The sequence below is a fragment of the Ornithinimicrobium jinqii genome, assembly GCF_045032595.1.
In the GTDB taxonomy this organism is placed as follows: Bacteria; Actinomycetota; Actinomycetes; order Actinomycetales; family Dermatophilaceae; genus Ornithinicoccus.
The window spans coordinates 14253-33727 of record NZ_JBJFZS010000009.1 but is presented as its reverse complement, the minus strand read 5'-3'; the positions used below and the strand labels follow the sequence as shown (position 1 = coordinate 33727).

General features: G+C 72.4%; 17 protein-coding genes and 2 tRNA genes. 9 read left to right on the top strand and 10 right to left on the bottom strand.

From position 1 onward, the window contains the following. Positions 1 to 47: 47 nt before the first annotated feature. Together ACI3ET_RS03615 and ACI3ET_RS03610 are read left to right on the top strand one after the other, a co-directional pair. Complete coding sequence (locus ACI3ET_RS03615) at positions 48 to 1421, top strand: DUF58 domain-containing protein (protein WP_405031588.1); 1374 nt, start codon at positions 48 to 50, stop codon at positions 1419 to 1421. After that, positions 1418 to 1957: a hypothetical protein gene (locus ACI3ET_RS03610; protein ID WP_405031587.1), complete on the top strand. Its 540-nt coding sequence runs from the start codon at positions 1418 to 1420 to the stop codon at positions 1955 to 1957. Before ACI3ET_RS03615 ends, ACI3ET_RS03610 begins: the two co-directional genes overlap by 4 nt. A gap of 23 nt (positions 1958 to 1980) precedes the next feature. On the opposite strand, the gene clpX is transcribed toward ACI3ET_RS03610, so the two are convergent. From clpX to ACI3ET_RS03585, 5 genes are all read right to left on the bottom strand, one after another. After that, positions 1981 to 3255: an ATP-dependent Clp protease ATP-binding subunit ClpX gene (clpX, locus tag ACI3ET_RS03605; protein ID WP_405031586.1), complete on the bottom strand. Its 1275-nt coding sequence runs from the start codon at positions 3253 to 3255 to the stop codon at positions 1981 to 1983. A 225-nt stretch (positions 3256 to 3480) separates the two neighbouring features. Then, positions 3481 to 4152 (bottom strand): ATP-dependent Clp protease proteolytic subunit, encoded by a 672-nt coding sequence (locus tag ACI3ET_RS03600; RefSeq protein ID WP_405031585.1) that lies wholly within the window; start codon positions 4150 to 4152, stop codon positions 3481 to 3483. Positions 4153 to 4182: 30 nt separating this feature from the next. After that, complete coding sequence (locus tag ACI3ET_RS03595; protein WP_405031584.1) at positions 4183 to 4788, bottom strand: ATP-dependent Clp protease proteolytic subunit; 606 nt, start codon at positions 4786 to 4788, stop codon at positions 4183 to 4185. Positions 4789 to 4944: 156 nt separating this feature from the next. Continuing rightward, complete coding sequence (locus ACI3ET_RS03590) at positions 4945 to 5883, bottom strand: DMT family transporter (RefSeq protein ID WP_405031583.1); 939 nt, start codon at positions 5881 to 5883, stop codon at positions 4945 to 4947. Between the two features lie 92 nt (positions 5884 to 5975). Then, a complete protein-coding gene (locus ACI3ET_RS03585) occupies positions 5976 to 6752 on the bottom strand; it encodes an IclR family transcriptional regulator (RefSeq protein ID WP_405031582.1) in 777 nt (258 codons plus the stop codon). A gap of 94 nt (positions 6753 to 6846) precedes the next feature. On the opposite strand from ACI3ET_RS03585, the gene ACI3ET_RS03580 reads away from it, so the two are divergent. Genes ACI3ET_RS03580 through ACI3ET_RS03565 form a run of 4 tightly spaced genes read left to right on the top strand, consistent with a single transcriptional unit; the run spans position 6847 to position 10887 of the window. Then, on the top strand, positions 6847 to 8019 hold the full coding sequence (locus tag ACI3ET_RS03580) for a cupin domain-containing protein (RefSeq protein ID WP_463671514.1): 1173 nt from the start codon (positions 6847 to 6849) through the stop codon (positions 8017 to 8019). Next, positions 8016 to 8861 carry a fumarylacetoacetate hydrolase family protein gene (locus ACI3ET_RS03575; RefSeq protein ID WP_405031581.1) on the top strand — a complete coding sequence of 282 codons (846 nt, stop codon included), beginning with the start codon at positions 8016 to 8018 and terminating at the stop codon, positions 8859 to 8861. Before ACI3ET_RS03580 ends, ACI3ET_RS03575 begins: the two co-directional genes overlap by 4 nt. Further along, positions 8861 to 9583 (top strand): maleylpyruvate isomerase family mycothiol-dependent enzyme, encoded by a 723-nt coding sequence (locus ACI3ET_RS03570; protein ID WP_405031580.1) that lies wholly within the window; start codon positions 8861 to 8863, stop codon positions 9581 to 9583. Before ACI3ET_RS03575 ends, ACI3ET_RS03570 begins: the two co-directional genes overlap by 1 nt. 29 nt (positions 9584 to 9612) lie before the next feature. After that, on the top strand, positions 9613 to 10887 hold the full coding sequence (locus tag ACI3ET_RS03565) for an FAD-dependent monooxygenase (RefSeq protein WP_405031579.1): 1275 nt from the start codon (positions 9613 to 9615) through the stop codon (positions 10885 to 10887). A gap of 133 nt (positions 10888 to 11020) precedes the next feature. Here ACI3ET_RS03565 and tig read toward each other — a convergent pair whose 3' ends face one another. Together tig and ACI3ET_RS03555 are read right to left on the bottom strand one after the other, a co-directional pair. Beyond that, complete coding sequence (tig, locus tag ACI3ET_RS03560; protein ID WP_405031578.1) at positions 11021 to 12451, bottom strand: trigger factor; 1431 nt, start codon at positions 12449 to 12451, stop codon at positions 11021 to 11023. Between the two features lie 84 nt (positions 12452 to 12535). After that, positions 12536 to 12612: transfer RNA gene (locus ACI3ET_RS03555), tRNA-Pro, on the bottom strand. 90 nt (positions 12613 to 12702) lie between these two features. On the opposite strand from ACI3ET_RS03555, the gene ACI3ET_RS03550 reads away from it, so the two are divergent. Both ACI3ET_RS03550 and ACI3ET_RS03545 read left to right on the top strand, forming a co-directional pair. Then, positions 12703 to 12773, top strand: a tRNA-Gly gene (locus ACI3ET_RS03550). A 49-nt stretch (positions 12774 to 12822) separates the two neighbouring features. Further along, complete coding sequence (locus ACI3ET_RS03545) at positions 12823 to 13437, top strand: SIMPL domain-containing protein (protein WP_405031577.1); 615 nt, start codon at positions 12823 to 12825, stop codon at positions 13435 to 13437. Positions 13438 to 13443: 6 nt separating this feature from the next. Here the strand turns inward: ACI3ET_RS03545 and ACI3ET_RS03540 are convergent, their stop codons facing one another. Together ACI3ET_RS03540 and ACI3ET_RS03535 are read right to left on the bottom strand one after the other, a co-directional pair. Next, positions 13444 to 13911 carry a ribose-5-phosphate isomerase gene (locus tag ACI3ET_RS03540; RefSeq protein WP_405031576.1) on the bottom strand — a complete coding sequence of 156 codons (468 nt, stop codon included), beginning with the start codon at positions 13909 to 13911 and terminating at the stop codon, positions 13444 to 13446. Beyond that, a complete protein-coding gene (locus ACI3ET_RS03535) occupies positions 13911 to 14555 on the bottom strand; it encodes a mycothiol-dependent nitroreductase Rv2466c family protein (protein ID WP_405031575.1) in 645 nt (214 codons plus the stop codon). The genes ACI3ET_RS03540 and ACI3ET_RS03535 overlap by 1 nt, the downstream gene beginning before the upstream one ends. A 93-nt stretch (positions 14556 to 14648) precedes the next feature. On the opposite strand from ACI3ET_RS03535, the gene pepN reads away from it, so the two are divergent. Continuing rightward, positions 14649 to 17219 (top strand): aminopeptidase N, encoded by a 2571-nt coding sequence (pepN, locus tag ACI3ET_RS03530; RefSeq protein ID WP_405031574.1) that lies wholly within the window; start codon positions 14649 to 14651, stop codon positions 17217 to 17219. A 30-nt stretch (positions 17220 to 17249) separates the two neighbouring features. Here the strand turns inward: pepN and malQ are convergent, their stop codons facing one another. Continuing rightward, entirely contained in the window at positions 17250 to 19376 is a 2127-nt protein-coding gene (gene malQ / locus ACI3ET_RS03525) for a 4-alpha-glucanotransferase (RefSeq protein WP_405031573.1), read from the bottom strand. Between the last annotated feature and the right edge of the window lie 99 nt (positions 19377 to 19475).

The following is a 19475-nucleotide window of genomic DNA, read 5'->3' as shown; positions in this document are numbered from 1 at the left end:
GTGCAGTCGGGAATCGCTCACAGCGTCCCCGGTGGCGGGCGCAGGCGATGACCCCGCACCGTGCCGACCGCTGGGCCCCGACGCCCGCCCTGGTGCGGCTCGTCGCCGCGGTCGCGACCGTGGCCCCGGTCGCGCTGCTGTCGCGCCGCCCCGACCTGCTCGTGCTGGTCTCGCCCCTGGTCGTCGTGCTGGCCTGGAGCCTGGTGACGCGGCCGGAGGCGGTGCCGGCGCGACAGTTCGTGCTGTCGCACGGGCAGGTCCGGGAGGGCGGGCAGGTCCTGGCCGTGGCCGAGGTCGAGCCGGTGGAGAGGGCCGAGATCCTGGCGGCGGCCCTCAGCCCGGCGCCCTACGTCGAGGGCGTGCCGCGCGGGGCCCGGCGCAGGGTCGAGGACGCGGACGGGGTGGCGGTACAGCGGACCAGCGACGTGGTCGACGCCCGGGGGCCGGTCGTGGCGGGTCGGCGCCGGCTGACCGTGGGGCTGCGCCCCACCCGGTGGGGGGTCCGGCGGATCGGCCCCCTGCAGGTGGGGGCCGTCGGCGCGTGGGGGTCCTTCCGGTGGGGGCCGGTGCCGCTGGACGCGATGGCCCTGCGCGCCGTGCCCCAGCCGGCCGCCTTCGACTCCTCGGCACCAGCCCCCCACCCCCGGGGCCTGGTGGGGATGCACCGCTCGGCGAGGCCGGGTGAGGGCTCGGAGTTCGCGACGCTGCGCCCCTTCCAGCTGGGTGACCGGTTGCGCCGGATCCACTGGCCGCGCTCCACCCGGGGCGACGGCCAGCTCTTCGTCACCAGCAGCTACGCGGACGAGGACACCCACGTGGCGCTGCTCGTCGACGCCCACTACGACCTGGGTCGCTCGGGCGGGGTGCGGGGGTGGGCCAGCTCGCTGGACCGGTCGGTGCGTGCCGGGGCGGCGGTGGCCGAGCACTTCCTCCAGCAGGGCGACCGGGTGAGCCTGCGCGTGCTCTCGGCCCGGACCCCCCTCACGGTGCCCGCCGGCACCGGGAGACGTCACGGCGTGCGGATCCTCGACACCCTCAGCCGGGTGGTGCCGGCCGTCGTCGAGGAGACCGACGCGCGCCGGGTCCACCTCGGCGTGCGCGAGGGGACGCTCGTGGTGATGGTCTCGGCCCTCGTCTCCCCGGACGCGCTGACGCAGGCGGCGGCACTGGCACGGCGCGGGCTCGCGGTGGTCGTCGTCGACGCCCTCGTCGACCCGGCCGTCGGCGGGGTGGTGCAGGAGGACGAGCGTGACCCCCTGGCCCGCACGGCCTGGCGGATCCGGATGCTCGAGCGGGACCGCGAGATCCGGGCGATCCGCTCCCAGGGCGTGCCGGTCGTGCCGTGGCTGGGCCCGGGCAGCCTCGACGTCGTCCTGCGGGAGCTGGGCCGGCGCGGCCCCGCGGTCAGGAGCTTCTCGTGAGGGAGCTGCTCGACCTGTGGGCCGACCTGCGCTCGGCCAGCCGCACGCACCTCGCCGTACGAGGGGTCGCAATGCTGGGTGCCCTGCTCTTCACGCTGGCGCTGCTGCTCGCCGGGCCCGGCAACCCGGTCCTGTGGACGGGGCTCGTGCTGCTCGGCGCGCTGGTGGTGCTCCACCCGCACACCCTCCTGCCCGTGGTCTTCATCCTCTTCGCCGTCGGTGCCTGGTGGGCGAACGTCGAGCAGGTGTGGCACTGGGCCCTGCTGCCCGCGGCCCTCGGGCTGCTGCTCGTGCACTCGGGGGCGGCCCTGGCGGCGGCGGTGCCCGCCCAGTCACCGGTGCCGGACAGCGTGCTGCGCCGCTGGGCGGCGCGGGTGGGGCTGGTCAGCGCGGTGACGGTCGCCGTCTGGGCGCTCTCCGGTGCCCTCGCGGCGGTGCAGTCAGGAGCCGGTGGTGCGCTGCCGGGCATCGTGGGCCTGGCGGTGCTGGCCGCGTCCCTGCTCGGCTACCTGCGGTGGCGCGCCGGGACGGAGTGAGGTCCGCGCGCCCGGAGCACGCCTCAGGCGCTCTCCTTGCGGGGCGGGCGCTTGCGGCCCTGCACCTCGCGGCGCACGATCGTGGGGTTGACGTTGTCGAGGACGACCTCACGGCTGATGACGACCCTGGCGATCTCGTCGTCGGAGGGGACGTCGAACATCACCGGGAGCAGCACCTCCTCAAGGATGGCGCGGAGCCCGCGGGCACCGGTGCCGCGCAGCAGCGCCTGGTCGGCGATGGACTCCAGGGCGTCGTCGCTGAACTCGAGATCGACGCCGTCGATCTCGAACATCTTCTGGTACTGCTTGACCAGCGCGTTGCGGGGCTCGGTGAGGATGTTGACGAGGGCGTCCCGGTCGAGCGGCGCGACAGTGGTGATCACGGGGAGCCGACCGATGAACTCGGGGATGAGTCCGAACTTCATCAGGTCCTCGGGCAGGACGTCGGCGAAGTGCTCGTTGGCGTCGGTGGCGGACTTGAGCTCGGCCCCGAAGCCCAGGCCCTGCTTGCCCGTCCGGGCCTCGATGAGCTTCTCCATGCCCGCGAAGGCGCCGCCGACGATGAACAGCACGTTGGCCGTGTCGATCTGGATGAACTCCTGGTGCGGGTGCTTGCGGCCGCCCTGCGGCGGGACGCTGGCGACGGTGCCCTCGAGGATCTTCAGCAGCGCCTGCTGCACGCCCTCGCCCGACACGTCGCGGGTGATCGAGGGGTTCTCGCTCTTGCGGGCGATCTTGTCGATCTCGTCGATGTAGATGATGCCGGTCTCGGCCTTCTTCACGTCGAAGTCGGCGGACTGGATGAGCTTGAGCAGGATGTTCTCGACGTCCTCGCCGACGTAGCCGGCCTCCGTCAGCGCGGTCGCGTCGGCGATCGCGAAGGGGACGTTGAGCATCTTGGCCAGGGTCTGGGCGAGGTAGGTCTTGCCGCAGCCGGTCGGGCCGATGAGCAGGATGTTGGACTTGGCGATCTCCACCGAGTCGTCACCGCGGGCGGTCTCCCCCGCCTGGATCCGCTTGTAGTGGTTGTAGACCGCGACGGCCAGCGCGCGCTTGGCGGGGTCCTGACCCACGACGTACTGCTGCAGGAAGTCGAAGATCTCCCGCGGCTTGGGCAGCTGCCCCAGACCGAGGTCGCTGGACTCGGCCAGCTCCTCCTCGATGATCTCGTTGCACAGGTCGATGCACTCGTCGCAGATGTACACGCCAGGGCCGGCGATGAGCTTCTTGACCTGCTTCTGGCTCTTCCCGCAGAAGGAGCACTTCAGCAGGTCGCTGCTCTCACCCATGCGTGCCACGCTGTCTTCCCTTCAGTGTCCCGTGCTGCTGTCCTGGCCCCGACGCTACCCTGCCCGACCCCCGGCGCACAGACATTTGCGCTGACGGCATACGCGTGTTGGTGGCCCCTGCGCTGACAGCGGAAACGCGCCGGGGGCCACCCGGATGGGTGCGGGCCGCGTGCCGGAGCCCGCCACCCCCTCGGGGTGACGGGCTCCGCATACCGCGTCGGTGCTCGGCGCGGGTCAGTCCCGCGAGGCCTTGCGCGAGGCCAGGACCTCGTCGATGAGGCCGTAGTCCTTGGCCTGGGCGGCCGTGAGGATCTTGTCCCGCTCGATGTCCTTCTGCACCTGCTCGACGCTGCGGCCGGAGTGCAGGGCCCAGGTCTCCTCGAGCCAGGTGCGCATCCGGAGCACCTCGTTGGCCTGGATCTCGATGTCGGAGGCCTGACCGTAGTCCCCACCGGCGAGCGCCGGCTGGTGGATCAGCACGCGGGCGTTGGGCAGGGCGAACCGCTTGCCGGGGGCGCCGGCGGCCAGCAGCACGGCAGCGGCGGAGGCGGCCTGGCCGATGACGAACGTCTGCACGTCCGGCTTGATGTACTGCATGGTGTCGTAGATCGCGGTCAGGGCGGTGAAGGAACCACCGGGCGAGTTGATGTACATGAGGATGTCGCGGTCGGGGTCCTGGGACTCGAGCACGATGAGCTGGGCGATGACGTCGTCCGCCGAGGCGTCGTCCACCTGCACGCCGAGGAAGATGATGCGGTCCTCGAAGAGCTTGGTGTAGGGGTCCTGGCGCTTGGTGCCGTAGGAGGTGCGCTCCTCGAACTGCGGCAGGATGTAGCGGCTGGTCGGGGCCACGGGGGCGCTGCCACCGGGGCTGGCGCCGAAGGAGGGGTTCACGGGCTGGTACATGTCAGCTCTCACTTGTTTCTCGTCGGGCCGTCAGGGCTTGGGGGCGTCGCCGGAGCGCTCGTAGACGTGGTCGACGAAGCCGTACTCCTTGGCCTCCGCGGCGGTGAACCAGCGGTCGCGGTCGGAGTCCTTCTCGATCTGGTCGACCGTCTGGCCGGTGTGCTCGGCGATCAGCGCGGCCATCTGCTTCTTGATGTGCAGCATCTGCTCGGCCTGGATCTTGATGTCGGAGGCGGTGCCGCCGATCCCGCCCGAGGGCTGGTGCATCATGACCCGGGCGTGCGGGGTGGCGTAGCGCTTGCCCGGCTCGCCGGCGGACAGCAGGAACTGGCCCATCGACGCTGCCAGGCCCATCGCGACCGTCGCGACGTCGTTGGGGATCCACTTCATCGTGTCGAAGATCGCCATGCCGGCCGTCACCGAGCCGCCCGGGGAGTTGATGTAGAGCCAGATGTCGGTGTCCGGGTCCTCGGCCGACAGCAGCAGCAGCTGGGCGCAGATGGCGTTGGCGTTGTCGTCGCGCACGTCCGAGCCGAGGAAGATGATCCGCTCCTTGAGGAGGCGGTTGTAGATCTGGTCGTCCAGGCCGGCAACCGGGCGGTCGGCCATGCTGGTCGGGCTGATCTCGTGAGTCATGCGTCGTCCCTCGTTCCTGGGTATGCCGTGGGGCACGGTATTTCTCGCAACTGTCAGGAACCCTAACGTCCGCTCCCGACGTGGCACTCCCGCGGGTGGACCGTGTTCGCCCTGAGCGCAGCGGGTCCTCCGGCGCGACCGGACGCGGGGGCGCCGCTATCCGGCGCGTCCGGTCCGCGAGGGGATCCGGACGCGGACGGCGGGGGTGGTGCTGCGCTGCTCGTGCAGCGCCAGGGCCACCACGCTGGCGAGCACGACCGCGATCCCCAGCCACTGGGTCGCGCTGGGGCGGGTGTGGAAGGCGACGACGCCGACGAGCGCCGCGGTGAGCGGGAAGGCGAGCTCGGCCAGCGTCGCGCGCGAGGCGGGCGTGCGACCCAGCGCCAGGTAGTAGAGGACCATCGCCGCGAGGCCCGGCACCAGGGCCAGGAGCAGCAGGGACGGCACCGCGGCGGCCGTGATCTCCAGCGACGTGCCGGTCAGCGCCACGACGACACCGAGGGTGAGCAGCCCGATCGAGAACCGCAGGGCGGCCAGGTCCCGGAAACCCAGCTCGGCGCTCGCGCCACGGCCCAGCACGGTGCCGGCCGCCCACAGGGCTGCGGCACCGAGGGCGAGCAGGGCGGCCTGGGCGCTCGCCACCGTCACGTGCGTGGGCTGCGGGAAGGCGAGGAGCCAGGCACCGACGAGCGCGGGGAGCAGGAACGCGGCATACACCGGTCGCAGCCGCTCACCGAGCAGCACCGCGGCCAGGGCGACCGCGAGCAACGGCTGCAGCTTCTGCAGCACCTGGGGCGTGATGGGGTCACCCATCCGGAACGCCGCGGTGAAGAGCACGGTGGCCAGGGCCGAGGAGCCGGCGCCGATCACCACCACCGACGCGACGGTGCGTGGCCGGGCCGTTCGCAGCCGGCGGACGGCGGGGACCAGCCACGGGCTCACCGCGACGCTCAGGAGCAGGTGCTCCCAGAAGACGATGGTCAGGGCCGGGAGCTCCTGGGCCAGCGGTCCTCGCCAGAGCGCCGACAGTCCCCAGAGGCTCGCGGCCACGGCGACCAGCCAGGTGCGGTCCGCGGCGCGGTACGGCGTCGTCATGCGGCACAGACTGCCACGTCCCCGGGACAGCGAGGACCGCCGCACCACGCGTTCGGTTGAGCACCCCCACGCGTACGGTCGAGGGTCTGCGGTCAGGGGGAGCGCAGGGCGAGCTCGTGCTGGATGCTCGACCGCACGTCGGCGACCGTGGAGCGGAGCTCGCGCAACCAGTCGTCGACGTTCGTCGGGTCGTAGCGCAGCGTCGGCATCGAGACGCTGACCGCCGCCGGGGTGAGGCCGGTCTGCCCCAACGACACGCCGACGGCGGTCACCCCGGCCTCGCTGCGGTTGCGCTGCACCGCCGCACCGGTGCGTCGGACCCCGGCCAGCTCGCGCTGCAGACGGACGAGCTCGGGGCGGTCCTCCTCGCGCCCCGCCCAGCGCTGGGCAGAGGAGAGGTCGCGGACCTGCGCGTCGGACAGCTCGGCCAGCAGGGCCAGCCCGCCGGAGGTCAGGTGCGCCGGGAACGTCATACCCTCCCGGCTCCCCACGCGCAGCGGCTGGGTGCTCTCCCACGACGCGATGAAGTGGACGAACTCGCCCACGCGCACCACCAGGTTGACCGACTCCGCCGTCCGCCGCGCGAGGGCCTCCAGGTGCGGGTTGGCCAGCTCGCGCAGCAGCCCCGTGCCCAGCCCCCGGTGCTCGTCGAGGGAGAAGGCCGGCCCCGGTCGGTACTGCCGCGACGAGTCCTGCACGGCGAAGTCGCGGTAGACGAGCATCGACAGCAGCCGGTGGGCGGTGGACGGTGCCACCCCGAGCCGTCGCGCGGCCTCGGTCACCGACAGCGATCCCTCGGTGCGCAGCACGGTGGCGAGGACCAGCGCGTTGTCGACGCTGCTGAGCCGGTAGGGGGGCGCCTTCTTCATAGCAGAACACCCTGTCATGTATGCAGAATATGCGCCAGGATGGCTGACGAGCGGCTCCCCAGCCCTCCGCCCGCGTCCCCGCCAGGAGAGAACCATGACGATCGACCAGACCGTGGACCCTGACAACCCCCACCACCCACCCGTCTCCCCCGTGCAGGTGCGGCCCAGCGACGCCCCGGACCAGCCGGTGCCCAGCCCCGAGCTGGACATGCTCTACCGCAACTTCGAGAAGGAGCTCCTCGTCCCGCTGTGGACCGAGATCGGCGACCTCATGCCGCCGCACCCGCAGTCCAGGGCCACGCCGCACCTGTGGCGCTGGGAGCAGCTCGTCGACCTGGCCGGCCAGGCAGGGCACCTCGTGCCCGTCGGTCGCGGCGGTGAGCGGCGCGCGATCGCGCTGGCCAACCCGTCGCTGGACGGCAAGCCCTACGCCACGCCCACGCTGTGGGCCGCGATCCAGTACCTCATGCCCGGGGAGGACGCCCCCGAGCACCGGCACACCCAGAACGCCTTCCGGTTCGTCGTCGAGGGCGAGGGCGTGTGGACCGTCGTGGGCGAGGACCCCGTCCCGATGACCCGCGGCGACTTCCTGCCGCAGGCCGGCTGGAACTGGCACGCCCACCACAACGCCGCGAGCGAGCCGATGGCCTGGATCGACGGCCTGGACATCCCGTTCCAGTACACGACCGAGGCGCAGTTCTTCGAGTTCGGCCGCGACCAGATCAGCGACGCCGAGCACACCACCCCCGAGCGCTCGCGCGCCGAGCGGCTGTGGGGCCACCCGGGCCTGCGTCCGGTGTCGATGCTGGCCGAGAGCCAGGGCAGCCCGCTGCTGCGCTACCGCTGGGCGGACACCGACGCGGCGCTCACGGACCAGCTCGAGATGGAGGCCGAGGGCTTCCCCGGCGTGCTGGAGCCGGGCCACGCCGCGATCCGCTACACCAACCCGACGAACGCCAGGGACGTCCTGCCGACGATCCGCACCGAGTTCCACCGGGTGGTCCCCGGCACCGAGACCGCGCCGGTGCGCGAGGTCGGCTCGTCCGTCTACCAGGTCTTCGACGGCACCGGCCGGGTCACCGTCGGCGAGCACTCCTGGACCGTCCAGCGCGGCGACATGTTCGTCGTGCCCTCCTGGCAGCCGCTGTCGATCCGCTCCGAGGCCTCCCCCTCCGACTCCGACTCCGGCGCCCTCGACCTCTTCCGCTTCAGCGACACCCCGATCTTCGAGAAGCTCAACCTCTACCGGATGGAGACCACCCGATGAAGCTCGCCACCCTCCGCACCGCCGACGGCCACCGCGCCGCCCGCATCGACGAGGCTGCCGGCCACGCGACCCTGCTCGACGCGAGCGACGTGGGCGCGCTGCTGGTGCTGGAGGACTGGGCGACCGCGGCCGCCGCCGACGGCGAGACCGTGCCCCTCGACGGCGTCGACTACGCCCCCGTGGTGCCGCAGCCGGGCAAGATCTTCTGCGTCGGCCTCAACTACCGGACGCACATCACCGAGATGGGTCGCGACCTGCCCGAGCACCCGACCGTCTTCTCCAAGGTCGCCGACACGCTCGTCGGGGCCCGCGACGACATCCGGCGACCGTCCGAGACCGAGGCCTTCGACTGGGAGGTCGAGCTCGCCGTCGTCATCGGCAAGACCGTGCGGCGCGCCGACGAGGCCACCGCGGCGGACGCCATCGCCGGTTTCGCCGTCCTCAACGACGTGACCTGCCGCGACTGGCAGTTCCGCACCCGCGAGTGGCTGCAGGGCAAGAACTGGGAGGCCACCACGCCGCTCGGCCCCTGGCTCGTCACCCCCGACGAGGTGGGCGGCACCCGCCCGACCCTCACGGTGCGGACCACGCTGGACGGCGAGGTCATGCAGGAGGACACCACGGGCGACCTGCTCTTCGACCCGGTGCACCTGGTCTCCTACCTGTCCACGATGATCACCCTGCGGCCCGGTGACGTCATCGCCACCGGGACCCCGGGCGGCGTCGGGCACGCCCGCAAGCCCCCCGTCTACCTGCAGGCCGGGCAGCGGATCGTCACCGAGGTCGAGGGCCTGGGCCGCTGCGACAACACCGTCGTCGCCGACGGCCCGGGCGCCGCCTGATGGCGCCGCCGCTCGAGCGCTCCCGCGCCTGGATGGCGCAGGGCACCACCGTGCTCGACCAGGCCCTGGCCGGCACGGAGGACGACACGCTGCTGGGCCCGACCCGGCTGGCCGGCTGGACCGGCCGCCACCTGCTGGCGCACCTGGCCGCCAACGCCGACGCCCTGCGCAACCTGGCCGCGTGGGCCCGCACGGGCGTGGAGACCCCCATGTACTCCTCCCCCGAGCAGCGCAACGCCGACATCGAGGCCGGCGCGGTCCGTCCCGTCGGCGAGCTTCGGGAGTGGTATGCCGTGTCCGCCGCCGCGCTCGCGGCGGACCTGGACGGCCTGGACGAGCGGCAGTGGCAGCACCCGGTCCGGACCGCCCAGGGCCGCACCGTCGCCGCGACCGAGGTGCCGTGGATGCGCGCCCGCGAGGTGATGGTGCACGCCGTCGACCTCGGCACCGGCGTGCAGTTCACCGACCTGCCCGAGGGCTTCCTGCACGACCTCCTCGACGACGTCGTGCCCAAGCGGTCCAGCACCCCCGACCATCCCCCGCTGACCCTGCGCGAGGAGGCGGGCGGCCGGACGTGGCAGGTCGCCTCCCCCGGCCCCGACGCACCCGAGGTGACGGGAACGGCCGCCCAGCTGGCGGCATACGTCTCGGGCCGTGCGGACGGCTCGGCGTTGGTCACCGCGGACGGCGCGCCCTCCCCCACCCTCCCGCCCTGGCTCTGAGCCGGGTCCCGACGGACAGGACCACACAGATGAGAGACAAGGACGTCATCGTCGTCGGCGGCGGCATCGGCGGGCTGGCCACCGCGCTGCGGCTGACGCAGCTCGGGCTCACCGTCCGGGTGCTCGAGCAGGCCAGCGAGTTCGGCGAGGTCGGCGCCGGCCTGCAGATCGCGCCCAACTGCACCCGGATCCTCGACCACCTCGGGCTGCTCGAGGAGGTCAAGAGCCTCGGGGTCCTGCCCGACCACATGGTCATGAAGGACGCGGTGGACGGGACCGTGCTGACCCGGCTCGACCTGCGGGACCTGGAGGAGCGCTACGGCTACCCCTACATGGTCATCCACCGCAGCGACCTGCACGGCACCCTGCTGCGGGCGTGCGAGCGGGCCGGGGTCGAGCTGGTGAACAACGCGTGCGTCACCGGTTACGAGAACGTCGAGGACGGTGCTGCGGCCGTCACCGAGGGCGGTCGGCACGAGGCCCGGCTCGTGGTGGCCGCGGACGGCATCCGCTCGGTGGCACGGCGGCTGCTCGCCGACGACGAGCCGGTCAGCTCCAACTACGTCGCCTACCGCGGCGCGGTGCCGATCGACCAGGTGGCCGAGCTCGACGTCATGGACGACGCGGTCGTCGTCTTCGTGGGGCCCGGCTGCCACTTCGTGCAGTACCCGCTGCGCCAGGGCGAGATGTTCAACCAGGTCGCGGTCTTCGAGTCGCCCAAGGCGCTGGCGGGCGAGGAGGACTGGGGCACGCCGGACGAGCTCGACGCAGCGTTCGCCGGCATGCACGAGAACATCCAGGCCGGCCTGCCGCTGATGTGGCGGGACCGGTGGTGGCGGATGTTCGACCGCGAGCCGCTTCCCGACTGGGTCGCGGGCCGGGTCGTCCTGCTCGGCGACTCCGCCCACGCGCCGCTGCAGTACATCGCCCAGGGCGCGATCATGGCGATCGAGGACGCCTGGGTGCTCGGTGCGCACGCCGAGAAGCAGCTGGCCGCGGGCGCGACCGGCGAGACCGTCGACTGGGACCCCGTCGTGCGCGCCTACAGCGACGTCCGCACCCGGCACACGGCCCGGGTGACCGGGACGAGTCGGAAGTGGGGCGAGCTGTGGCACGTCGAGGGGCGGGAGCGCGAGCTGCGCAACGAGATCCTGCGGGCCCGGGAGACCGGCGACTACAGCTTCACCGACTGGCTCTACGGGCCGACCGCCCTGACCCCGCAGGAGCTGCCGGGGATGTTCACCCCGATCCCGGTGTCGGAGGAGGGTGTGCGGCTTGCCACGGCGGGCGCTCCTCCCCCCTGACGCGTGCCCCGCACCAGCGTCTGGCGCTGACGGCCGGCGCCCGCTGTGGACCTCCTCTGCGGGAACCTGAGCGGTATGACGAAGGCTCCCGACCTGCGAGGTCGGGAGCCTTCGTCGTGCTGCGTCCTGGGTGTCAGGCCTTCGCGTCGTCCGCATCCGGCTCGACGTCCGGCTCGACGTCCGCCTCGTCCGCGGACTCGTCGTCCTCGTCTCCGGGCTCCTCGTCGTCGATCTCGAGGTCCTCGACGTCGTCCAGCTCGTCCAGTTCGTCGTCGTCGAGCTCGTCGTCGTTCTCGCCGTCCGGGTCGATCGCGTCGAGGTCGACCACGTTGCCGTCGGCGTCGGTGACCGTGGCGGCCTCGAGCACGCTGGCCAGCGCCTTGCGTCGGCCGACCTCGGCGACCATCGCGGGAACCTGCTTCTGCTGGTCGATCGACTGGGCGAACTGCTGCGGGTTCATGCCGTACTGCTGGGCGGTCATCATGATGTACTCGATGAGCTCGCCCTGGTCGACCTCGACGTCGTCGCGGGCCACGAGCGCGTCGAGCAGGAACTGGGTCCGCATCGCCTTGGTCGTCGACTCGGTCACCTCGGCACGGTGCGCGTCGTCCTCGAGGCGGCTCTCCTCCTCCAGGTGACGGTGGACCTCGGCCTCGACCAGCGTGGCCGGCACGGGGATGTCCACGAGCTCGAGCATCGCGTCGAGGACCTTGTCGCGGGCGGCGATGCCCTGCTCGAAGCGGGCCCCCTGCTCGGCCTGCTTGCGCAGGTCCTCCTGCAGCTCCTCGAGGGTGTCGTGCGGGCTCGCGAGCTGGGCGAACTCGTCGTCAAGCTCGGGCAGCTGACGCTCCTTGACGGACTGCAGGGTGACGGTGATGTCGGCGCTCTCTCCCGCACGGTCGCCGCCGGCCAGCGGTGAGGAGAAGGTGACGGTCTCGCCGACGGTGACGCCGGTCAGCGCGGTGTCGAGGCCCTCGAGCATGGTGCCCGAGCCGATCTCGTAGGAGACCCCGGTCACCGAGTCGATCTGGTCCTCGCCGATGGTGGCGTCGAGGTCGATCGTGGTGTGGTCGCCGTCCTGCGCGGCGCGCTCCACCGGCACGAGGGTGCCGAAGCGGGCGCGGAGGGCGTCCAGGCGCGTCTGCACGTCGTCCTCGTCGAGGACGAGCGTCTCCACCTGCACCGCGATGCTCGAGAAGTCGGGCAGCTCGAAGCGGGGGACCACGTCGACCTCGGCCTCGAACGCGAAGTCCTGGCCGTCCTCGAGCGGCAGCGAGGTGACGTTGACCTCCGGCTGGCCCAGCGGGGTGATGTCGTGCTCGGCGAGCGCCTGGCCGTAGAACTCCGGGAGCGCGTCGTTGACGGCCTCCTGGACGACGGCGCCGCGGCCGAAGCGCTGGTCGATGATGCGGTTGGGCACCTTGCCCTTGCGGAAGCCCGGCACCTGCACGTTGGCGCCGATCGTCTTGTAGGCCGCGTCCAGGCGCGGCTTCAGGTCCGCGGCGGGGACCTCGACGGTCAGCTTGACCCGGGTCGGGGTCAGGGTCTCGACGGCGCTCTTCACTACAGGTGCTCCATGGGGTGTTGAGGTGTGCGGCGCCACGCCCGGTGGGACCGGCGCCGCGGGATGAGTCACCCATATGCTAGGTGGTCGGGGTAGCCGGATTCGAACCGGCGGCCTTCCGCTCCCAAAGCGGACGCGCTACCAAGCTGCGCCATACCCCGTCCGGCCACCGTGCCGGAGCACCGTGGCCAGAGGGATACACTAACTGCTCGGTCGCGTCGTCCCCTACCGGCGGGAGGCGCGACAGTCGCGCGGGTGTAGCTCAATGGTAGAGCCCCAGTCTTCCAAACTGGCTACGCGGGTTCGATTCCCGTCACCCGCTCCCCGCTTCCCACCGCAGCGTCCTCCTCCGCGAGCGCTATCGTCGGGCCATGAGCCACTCTTCTCCCGACACCGTCGTCGTCGTGGGCACGGGTGCAGCGGGCGCCGCTCCCGACACCCTCGTCCTCGACCTGCAGCTGGAGGGCCAGGGGGCCACGGTCTCCGAGGCCCTCGGCGCCCTCACCCGGGCCTCGCACGCCTGCCACGAGGCGCTGCCCGACCTGTCCGTGCGCACGCACGGTCTCGGCGTCCACCGCCGCCACACCCAGCAGGGCGTGCAGTCCGGGCACACGGCATACCAGTCCCTGCAGGTGCGCACCCCCGACCCTGCCGGGGCGGGCGACCTCGTGCAGCGCCTGAGCGAGGTGGTGGGGGACGCGTTGTCGGTCAACGGGTTGCGCCCCGAGCTCTCGGACACCGTGGAGCTGCAGCGGCTGGCCCGGGAACGGGCGTTCTCCGACGCGAGGGCACGGGCGCAGGAGTATGCCGTGCTCGCCGGGCGCGAGCTCGGGAGCGTGGTGCGCGTGCGCGAGCTGCCCGAGGGCGGTGCGCAGCCGTCCCCCCGTGCCGAGGCTCGGATGGCCATGGACGCCGGGCCCGTGGTGGACGCTGCCGACCACGAGGTGACGGTGGCCGTGCGGGTGACCTGGCTGCTGCAGGGCTGACGGCGCCTACGGCACCGGGGGCAGGGCGCCGTCGGTCTCGTAGGCGGTGATCATGTCGATGCGCCGCTGGTGGCGCTCCGCGCCGGAGAACGACGTGGACAGGAAGGCCTCCACGATGGCGTGCGCCTCCTCCGGCGTGTGCATCCGAGCCCCGAGGGAGACGACGCGGGCGTCGTTGTGCTCGCGGGCCAGCCGCGCGAGCTCCGGGGCGTAGGCGAGGGCGGCACGCACGCCCACGACCTTGTTGGCCGCGATCTGCTCCCCGTTGCCGGACCCGCCGAGCACGATGCCCAGGGAGTGCGGTTCGGCGGCGACGGCCTCGGCCGCACGCAGCACGAACACGGGGTAGTCGTCGAGCTCGTCGTAGGCGACCGGGCCGTGGTCGACGACGTCGTGGCCCTGGCCGGCGAGCCAGGTCACCAGGTCCCTCTGCAGCTCGTGGGCGGCGTGGTCACCGCCGATGTGGACGCGCATCAGCTGAAGTCCGGCCCGACCTGGCGGGAGCGCTTGATCTCGTAGAAACCGGGGGTGGCGGCGACGAGGAGGCAGCCGTCCCAGAGCCGCCCGGCGGCCTCGCCCTTCGGTGCGGGGGTGACGACCGGCCCGAAGAAGGCCGTGCCCTCCACGGAGACGACAGGGGTGCCCACGTCGTCGCCCACGAGGTCGATCGCGCGCAGGTGGCTGGCGCGGAGCTCGTCGTCGACCACGTCGGACCCGGCCACGTCGGTCAGCGCGGCGTCCAGGCCGAGCTCCTCGACGACCTCGGCGATGACCGCATCGATGTCGTCGGTGCCCCGACCGTCGAGGTGGATCCGCTGGCCGAGGGCGTCGTACATCTTCTTGCGCAGGGTGTTGGCGTCGTCCGCGGGCAGGTCCTTGGTGGCGGCGACGATCACGCGGACCGGCCCCCAGGCCTTGGTGAGGAAGGACCGGTAGCCCTCGTCGAGGTCCCGTCCGTCGTTGAGGACGGCCAGGCTCATGACCGACCACGTGACGTCCAGGTCGCGCACCTGCGCCGCCTCCATCAGCCAGCGAGAGGTCATCCACGCCCAGGGGCAGGTCGGGTCGAAGAACATCTCGGCTCGCGTGGTCCGGATAGGTGCGGGGGCGCTTGTCATGACACCATCGTCCCACTGGCCGGCGGTGCGGGGGGCAGGGCCCTCCCAGCGCTGCGTGGCCTCGCCACCACCACCGACCCAGGAGGTCACCGCATGCCCGGCACGAACCTGACCCGCGACGAGGCGACTCAGCGTTCACAGCTCGTCGCCACCCGGTCCTACGACGTGGCGCTCGACCTGACGGCGGGTCCGGAGACCTTCCGGACGACCACCACCGTGCGGTTCAGCTGCACCGAGCCGGGCGCGCAGACGTGGATCGACTTCGTGGGGCGCTCGGTCTCCTCGCTCGTGCTCAACGGCGAGGACCTCGACCCGGCCACGCACTGGGCGGACGGCCGGATCACGCTGCCGGGCCTGGCCGCCGAGAACGAGCTGACCGTCGACGCCGTGGGTCTGTACATGAACACCGGCGAGGGTCTGCACCGCTTCGTGGACCCGGCGGACGGCGAGGTCTACCTCTACACCCAGTTCGAGGTCCCGGACAGCCGGCGGATGTATGCCGCGTTCGAGCAGCCCGACCTCAAGGCCTCCTTCACCTTCATCGTGACCGCCCCGGCGCACTGGCAGGTCATCTCCAACGAGCCGACCCCCGAGCCGGTCGCGGCCCCTGAGGCTGCCAACGTGGACGGCGGCGAGGTGGCCCGCTGGGAGTTCCCCGCCACCCCCCGCATCTCCTCCTACATCACCGCGCTGGTCGCCGGCCCCTACGACGTCGTGCGCGACAGCGTGACCACCCGGGCGGGAGCGGTCCCCCTGGGGGTGTTCTGCCGCCGCAGCCTCACGGCATACCTCGACGCGGACAACATCCTCGACGTGACGAAGCAGGGGTTCGCGTTCTTCGAGGAGGAGTTCGACCAGCCCTACCCGTTCACCAAGTACGACCAGATCTTCACGCCGGAGTACAACATGGGCGCGATGGAGAACGCCGGGTGCGTGACCATCGTCGAGCAGTACGTCTTCCGGTCCAAGGTCACCGAGGCCATCGTGGAGCGCCGCGCGCTGACGATCCTGCACGAGCTCGCGCACATGTGGTTCGGCGACCTCGTGACGATGCGGTGGTGGGACGACCTGTGGCTCAACGAGTCGTTCGCCGAGTGGGCCTCGACGACCTGCCAGGCCGAGGCGACGGGCTGGACCGACGCGTGGACGACCTTCGGCACGGCCGAGAAGGCGTGGGCCTACAAGCAGGACCAGCTCTCCTCCACCCACCCGGTGGCCGCGGACATGGTCGACCTGGCCGCGGTCGAGGTGAACTTCGACGGCATCACCTACGCCAAGGGCGCCTCGGTGCTCAAGCAGCTGGTGGCCTACGTCGGGCGCGAGCCGTTCCGCGACGGTCTCCGGGCCTACTTCGCCAAGCACGCGTGGGGCAACACGAGCCTGTCCGACCTGCTCACCGAGCTGGAGACGACCAGCGGCCGTGACCTGCGCAGCTGGAGCCAGGTCTGGCTCGAGACCGCCGGGGTCAACACCCTGACGCCGGAGGTCACGGTCGCCTACGACGGGACGATCGGGGCGTTGACGGTCGTGCAGACGACCCCGGAGAAGCACCCGACGCTGCGGCCGCACCGGCTGGCGGTCGGCTGCTACGAGCTGGTCGACGGTGCGCTCGTGCGCACCCACCGGGTCGAGCTGGACGTCGCGGGCCAGCGCACCGAGGTCCCCGAGCTCGTCGGGCGGTCGATGCCGGACCTGCTGCTGGTCAACGACGACGACCTCGCCTACACCAAGATCCGGCTCGACGAGCGCTCGCTCGCGACGGCGCTCGAGCACGTGCGCGCCCTTGCGGAGTCGCTGCCGCGGGCGCTGGTGCTGGGGGCCGCGTGGGACATGACGCGGGACGGGGAGATGGCGGCGACCGACTACGTGCGGCTCGTGCTGCGGGCCGTGCCGGGCGAGACCGACTCCACGCTGCTGCGGGTGCTGATCCAGCAGGTGACGACGGCGGCGCTGACCTACACCGCGCCGGCGCACCGCGACGACGTGGTGGCCGAGCTGACCGCGGGCATGCGGGGCGCCGCCGAGGCGGCGGCGCCGGGGAGCGACGCGCAGCTGCAGCTGGTGACGGCGTGGGCGGCGCTGGCGCGGACCCAGGACGACGTGGCGCGGGTCGCCGGCCTGCTCTCGGGCGAGGGGTCGATGGCCGGGCTGGAGCTCGACCAGGACATGCGGTGGGCGCTGCTCACCTCGCTCGCCACCGCCGGTGCCGCCGACGAGGAGCAGATCGCCGCCGAGCAGGCGCGCGACAACACCGCGACGGGCCGGGAGAAGGCGGCGCGAGCACGCGCTGCCCGCCCGACGGCCGAGGCCAAGGAGGCTGCCTGGGTGTCGGCCGTCGAGCAGGACGCCCTGTCCAACTCGGTGCTGGCGTCCCAGTCGCTGGGTTGGGGCTGGGTGCACGACGCGACCCTGCTGCAGCCCTACGTCGACCGCTACCACGCGATGATCGAGAAGGTGTGGGACGAGCGCACCCACCACATCGCCGAGTCGCTCGCCGTCGGCTTCTACCCCCTCGCCCTGGCGACCCCGGAGCTGCGCGACGCGACGCAGACGTGGCTGGACGAGCACCCCGACGTCTCGAACTCGCTGCGCCGCACCGTGGCCGAGAACCGCGACGCCGTGGAGCGCGCCCTCACCGCCCAGGCGGCGGACGCCCGCGCCTGAGCACCGGACGGCGTCCGGTCGGGTGGGGGGTCAGCCGCCCTCGGTGACCGTCCGCGCGAGGCGGCGCGCAGAGCGCCAGGTGAAGAGTTCCTCGAGCATCACCGCACTGCCGTCGGGGCCGGCCAGGGGCACGCGCCAGTTGGGGTACTCCTCGTCGGTGCCCGGCTGGTTGATGACCCGCTTGTCCCCTGCCAGGTCGCTCACGCTCACGCCCACCAGCTTGGCCGGGGTCCGGGTGAGGAAGGCGTGCAACGCCTCCACCTGGTCGGGCACGCCGGCGCCGGGGCGCAGCAGGCCGCGCTGACGCAGGTCGGCCAACACCTCCTCGCGGGACTGCTCGTCCTCGGACTTCTCCTCCTCGAGCCCGCGCTCGAGCAGCCCCAGGCGGTGGCGCAGCTCGACGTGCACCCCCTCGAGATAGCCGGCGGTCGGCGGCAGGTCGTGCGTGGTGACCGTGGCCAGGCACAGCTCGCGCCACTCCTCTGGGTCGAGCAGCCCCCCGTCGCCCTCCCAGTCGCGCTCGAACCACAGGATCGAGGTCCCCATCACGCCGCGCTCGCGCAGGTAGTCGCGCACCCACGGCTCGACGGTCCCGAGGTCCTCGCCGATGACCACGGCACCCGCACGGTGCGCCTCGAGCAGCAGGATGCCGACCATCGCCTCGTGGTCGTAGCGCACGTAGGTCCCCTCGAAGGGCTTGCGCCCCTGCGGGATCCACCACAGGCGGAAGAGCCCGATCACGTGGTCGACGCGCAGCCCGCCACTGTCGCGGAGGGCGGCCCGCACCATGTCCCGGTATGGCGTGTAGCCCAGGTCGGCGAGCTGGTCCGGGCGCCACGGGGGCTGGCTCCAGTCCTGCCCGAGCTGGTTGTACTGGTCGGCAGGCGCACCCACGGTCACGCCGCGGGCGAGCGCGTCCCCCAGGCCCCAGGCGTCGGCGCCGTCCGGATGCACGCCCACGGCGAGGTCGGAGATCAGCCCGATCGACATGCCCGTGTCGATGAGGTCGCGCTGCACCTTGGCCAGCTGGTCGTCGAGGATCCACTGCAGCCAGCAGTGGAACTCCACCTCGTCGGCGTGCTTCTCGCGGAAAGCCTCGACCGCGGCGCCGCGCGGGTCCTGCAGCCCGGCCGGCCACTGCCGCCACCAGGTGCCGTGGAACTGGCACAGGGCGCACCACGTGGCATAGTCCACCAGCCCCTGGCCCTCGCGCTCGACGAAGGCGTTGAACGCGCGGGACCGGCGCAGCGAGCGCCGCTGCCGGAAGATCATCCGCAGCGCCGCCTCCTTGGCCATCCACACCGCGTCGCGCTCGATAAAGTCGAGCGAGAGGTAGCGCTTGGCATCGTCGGAGTGCCACTCCACGAGCTGCCGCTCGGCCGCTGACAGGTAGCCGACCTCGGGGACGTCCTCGACGCGGATGTACAGCGGGTTGACGAACCGACGGCTCGTCGGCAGGTAGGGCGACGGCTCCAACGGTGGGACCGGCTCGGCGGCGTGCAGCGGGTTGACGAGGACGAAGTCGGCGCCCATCCCCGCCGCCCACGCCCCGGCGTCCCCGAGGTCGGCGAGGTCGCCGATCCCCCAGGACTCGGTGGAGCGCATGGCGTAGAGCTGGGTCATCAGACCCCAGCTCTGCGCGCCCGGACCCGCGAGCGACTCGGGCAGGGCGAGCACGGGCGGGGTCACCACGAGGGGCATCCGCCGCACGGCGTCGCCCTCCCGCACCTCCACGGTGTGCCACCCCAGCGGCAGGTCGGTGCCGAGGTCCAGGTGCACCCTCGCCACGGTGCGCCCCCCGACCTCCCGCGACTCACGCTCGTCGTCCAGCGCACCGAGCTCGGTCACGGTGCCGTCCTCCAGCACGACGCGCGCCTCGAAGGACCCTCCCTCGGTCATGTGGACCGGCACCTCCGGGCGGGTGCCCTCGACGGTGACGACGACCGGCGGCAGCACGCGGGTCCAGGGACGCTCGTCGACGGCGGCGAGCGCCCGCTCGACGTCGCCCTCCCCCTCCGCCTCCACGCCCAGGGCGGTCAGCACGGCCAGCACGGTCTCGACGGACACCTCGACGCGGCGGCCCTGCCAGTCCCAGAACTCGGTCGCCACCCCGTGGGCGTCGGCGAGCTCGGTGAGGCGGGGGGTGAGCTGGGGCACAGCGGGACCTTTCGGAGCAACATCGGACGCACATCGTCTGCAGGGGACGGACCAGCGGGCACGGGACGTGCCGGGCACAGTTTGTCAGGCCCACGGACA

What these genes read in the sequence shown, in the direction of transcription:
- ACI3ET_RS03615 (WP_405031588.1), top strand. Translation starts at nt 48, where the DNA reads ATGACCCCGCACCGTGCCGACCGCTGGGCCCCGACGCCCGCCCTGGTG.
- ACI3ET_RS03600 (WP_405031585.1), bottom strand. Translation starts at nt 4,152, where the DNA reads ATGTACCAGCCCGTGAACCCCTCCTTCGGCGCCAGCCCCGGTGGCAGC.
- ACI3ET_RS03595 (WP_405031584.1), bottom strand. Translation starts at nt 4,788, where the DNA reads ATGACTCACGAGATCAGCCCGACCAGCATGGCCGACCGCCCGGTTGCC.
- ACI3ET_RS03590 (WP_405031583.1), bottom strand. Translation starts at nt 5,883, where the DNA reads ATGACGACGCCGTACCGCGCCGCGGACCGCACCTGGCTGGTCGCCGTG.
- ACI3ET_RS03585 (WP_405031582.1), bottom strand. Translation starts at nt 6,752, where the DNA reads ATGAAGAAGGCGCCCCCCTACCGGCTCAGCAGCGTCGACAACGCGCTG.
- ACI3ET_RS03580 (WP_463671514.1), top strand. Translation starts at nt 6,847, where the DNA reads ATGACGATCGACCAGACCGTGGACCCTGACAACCCCCACCACCCACCC.
- ACI3ET_RS03575 (WP_405031581.1), top strand. Translation starts at nt 8,016, where the DNA reads ATGAAGCTCGCCACCCTCCGCACCGCCGACGGCCACCGCGCCGCCCGC.
- ACI3ET_RS03570 (WP_405031580.1), top strand. Translation starts at nt 8,861, where the DNA reads ATGGCGCCGCCGCTCGAGCGCTCCCGCGCCTGGATGGCGCAGGGCACC.
- ACI3ET_RS03565 (WP_405031579.1), top strand. Translation starts at nt 9,613, where the DNA reads ATGAGAGACAAGGACGTCATCGTCGTCGGCGGCGGCATCGGCGGGCTG.
- ACI3ET_RS03545 (WP_405031577.1), top strand. Translation starts at nt 12,823, where the DNA reads ATGAGCCACTCTTCTCCCGACACCGTCGTCGTCGTGGGCACGGGTGCA.
- ACI3ET_RS03540 (WP_405031576.1), bottom strand. Translation starts at nt 13,911, where the DNA reads ATGCGCGTCCACATCGGCGGTGACCACGCCGCCCACGAGCTGCAGAGG.
- ACI3ET_RS03535 (WP_405031575.1), bottom strand. Translation starts at nt 14,555, where the DNA reads ATGACAAGCGCCCCCGCACCTATCCGGACCACGCGAGCCGAGATGTTC.
- pepN (WP_405031574.1), top strand. Translation starts at nt 14,649, where the DNA reads ATGCCCGGCACGAACCTGACCCGCGACGAGGCGACTCAGCGTTCACAG.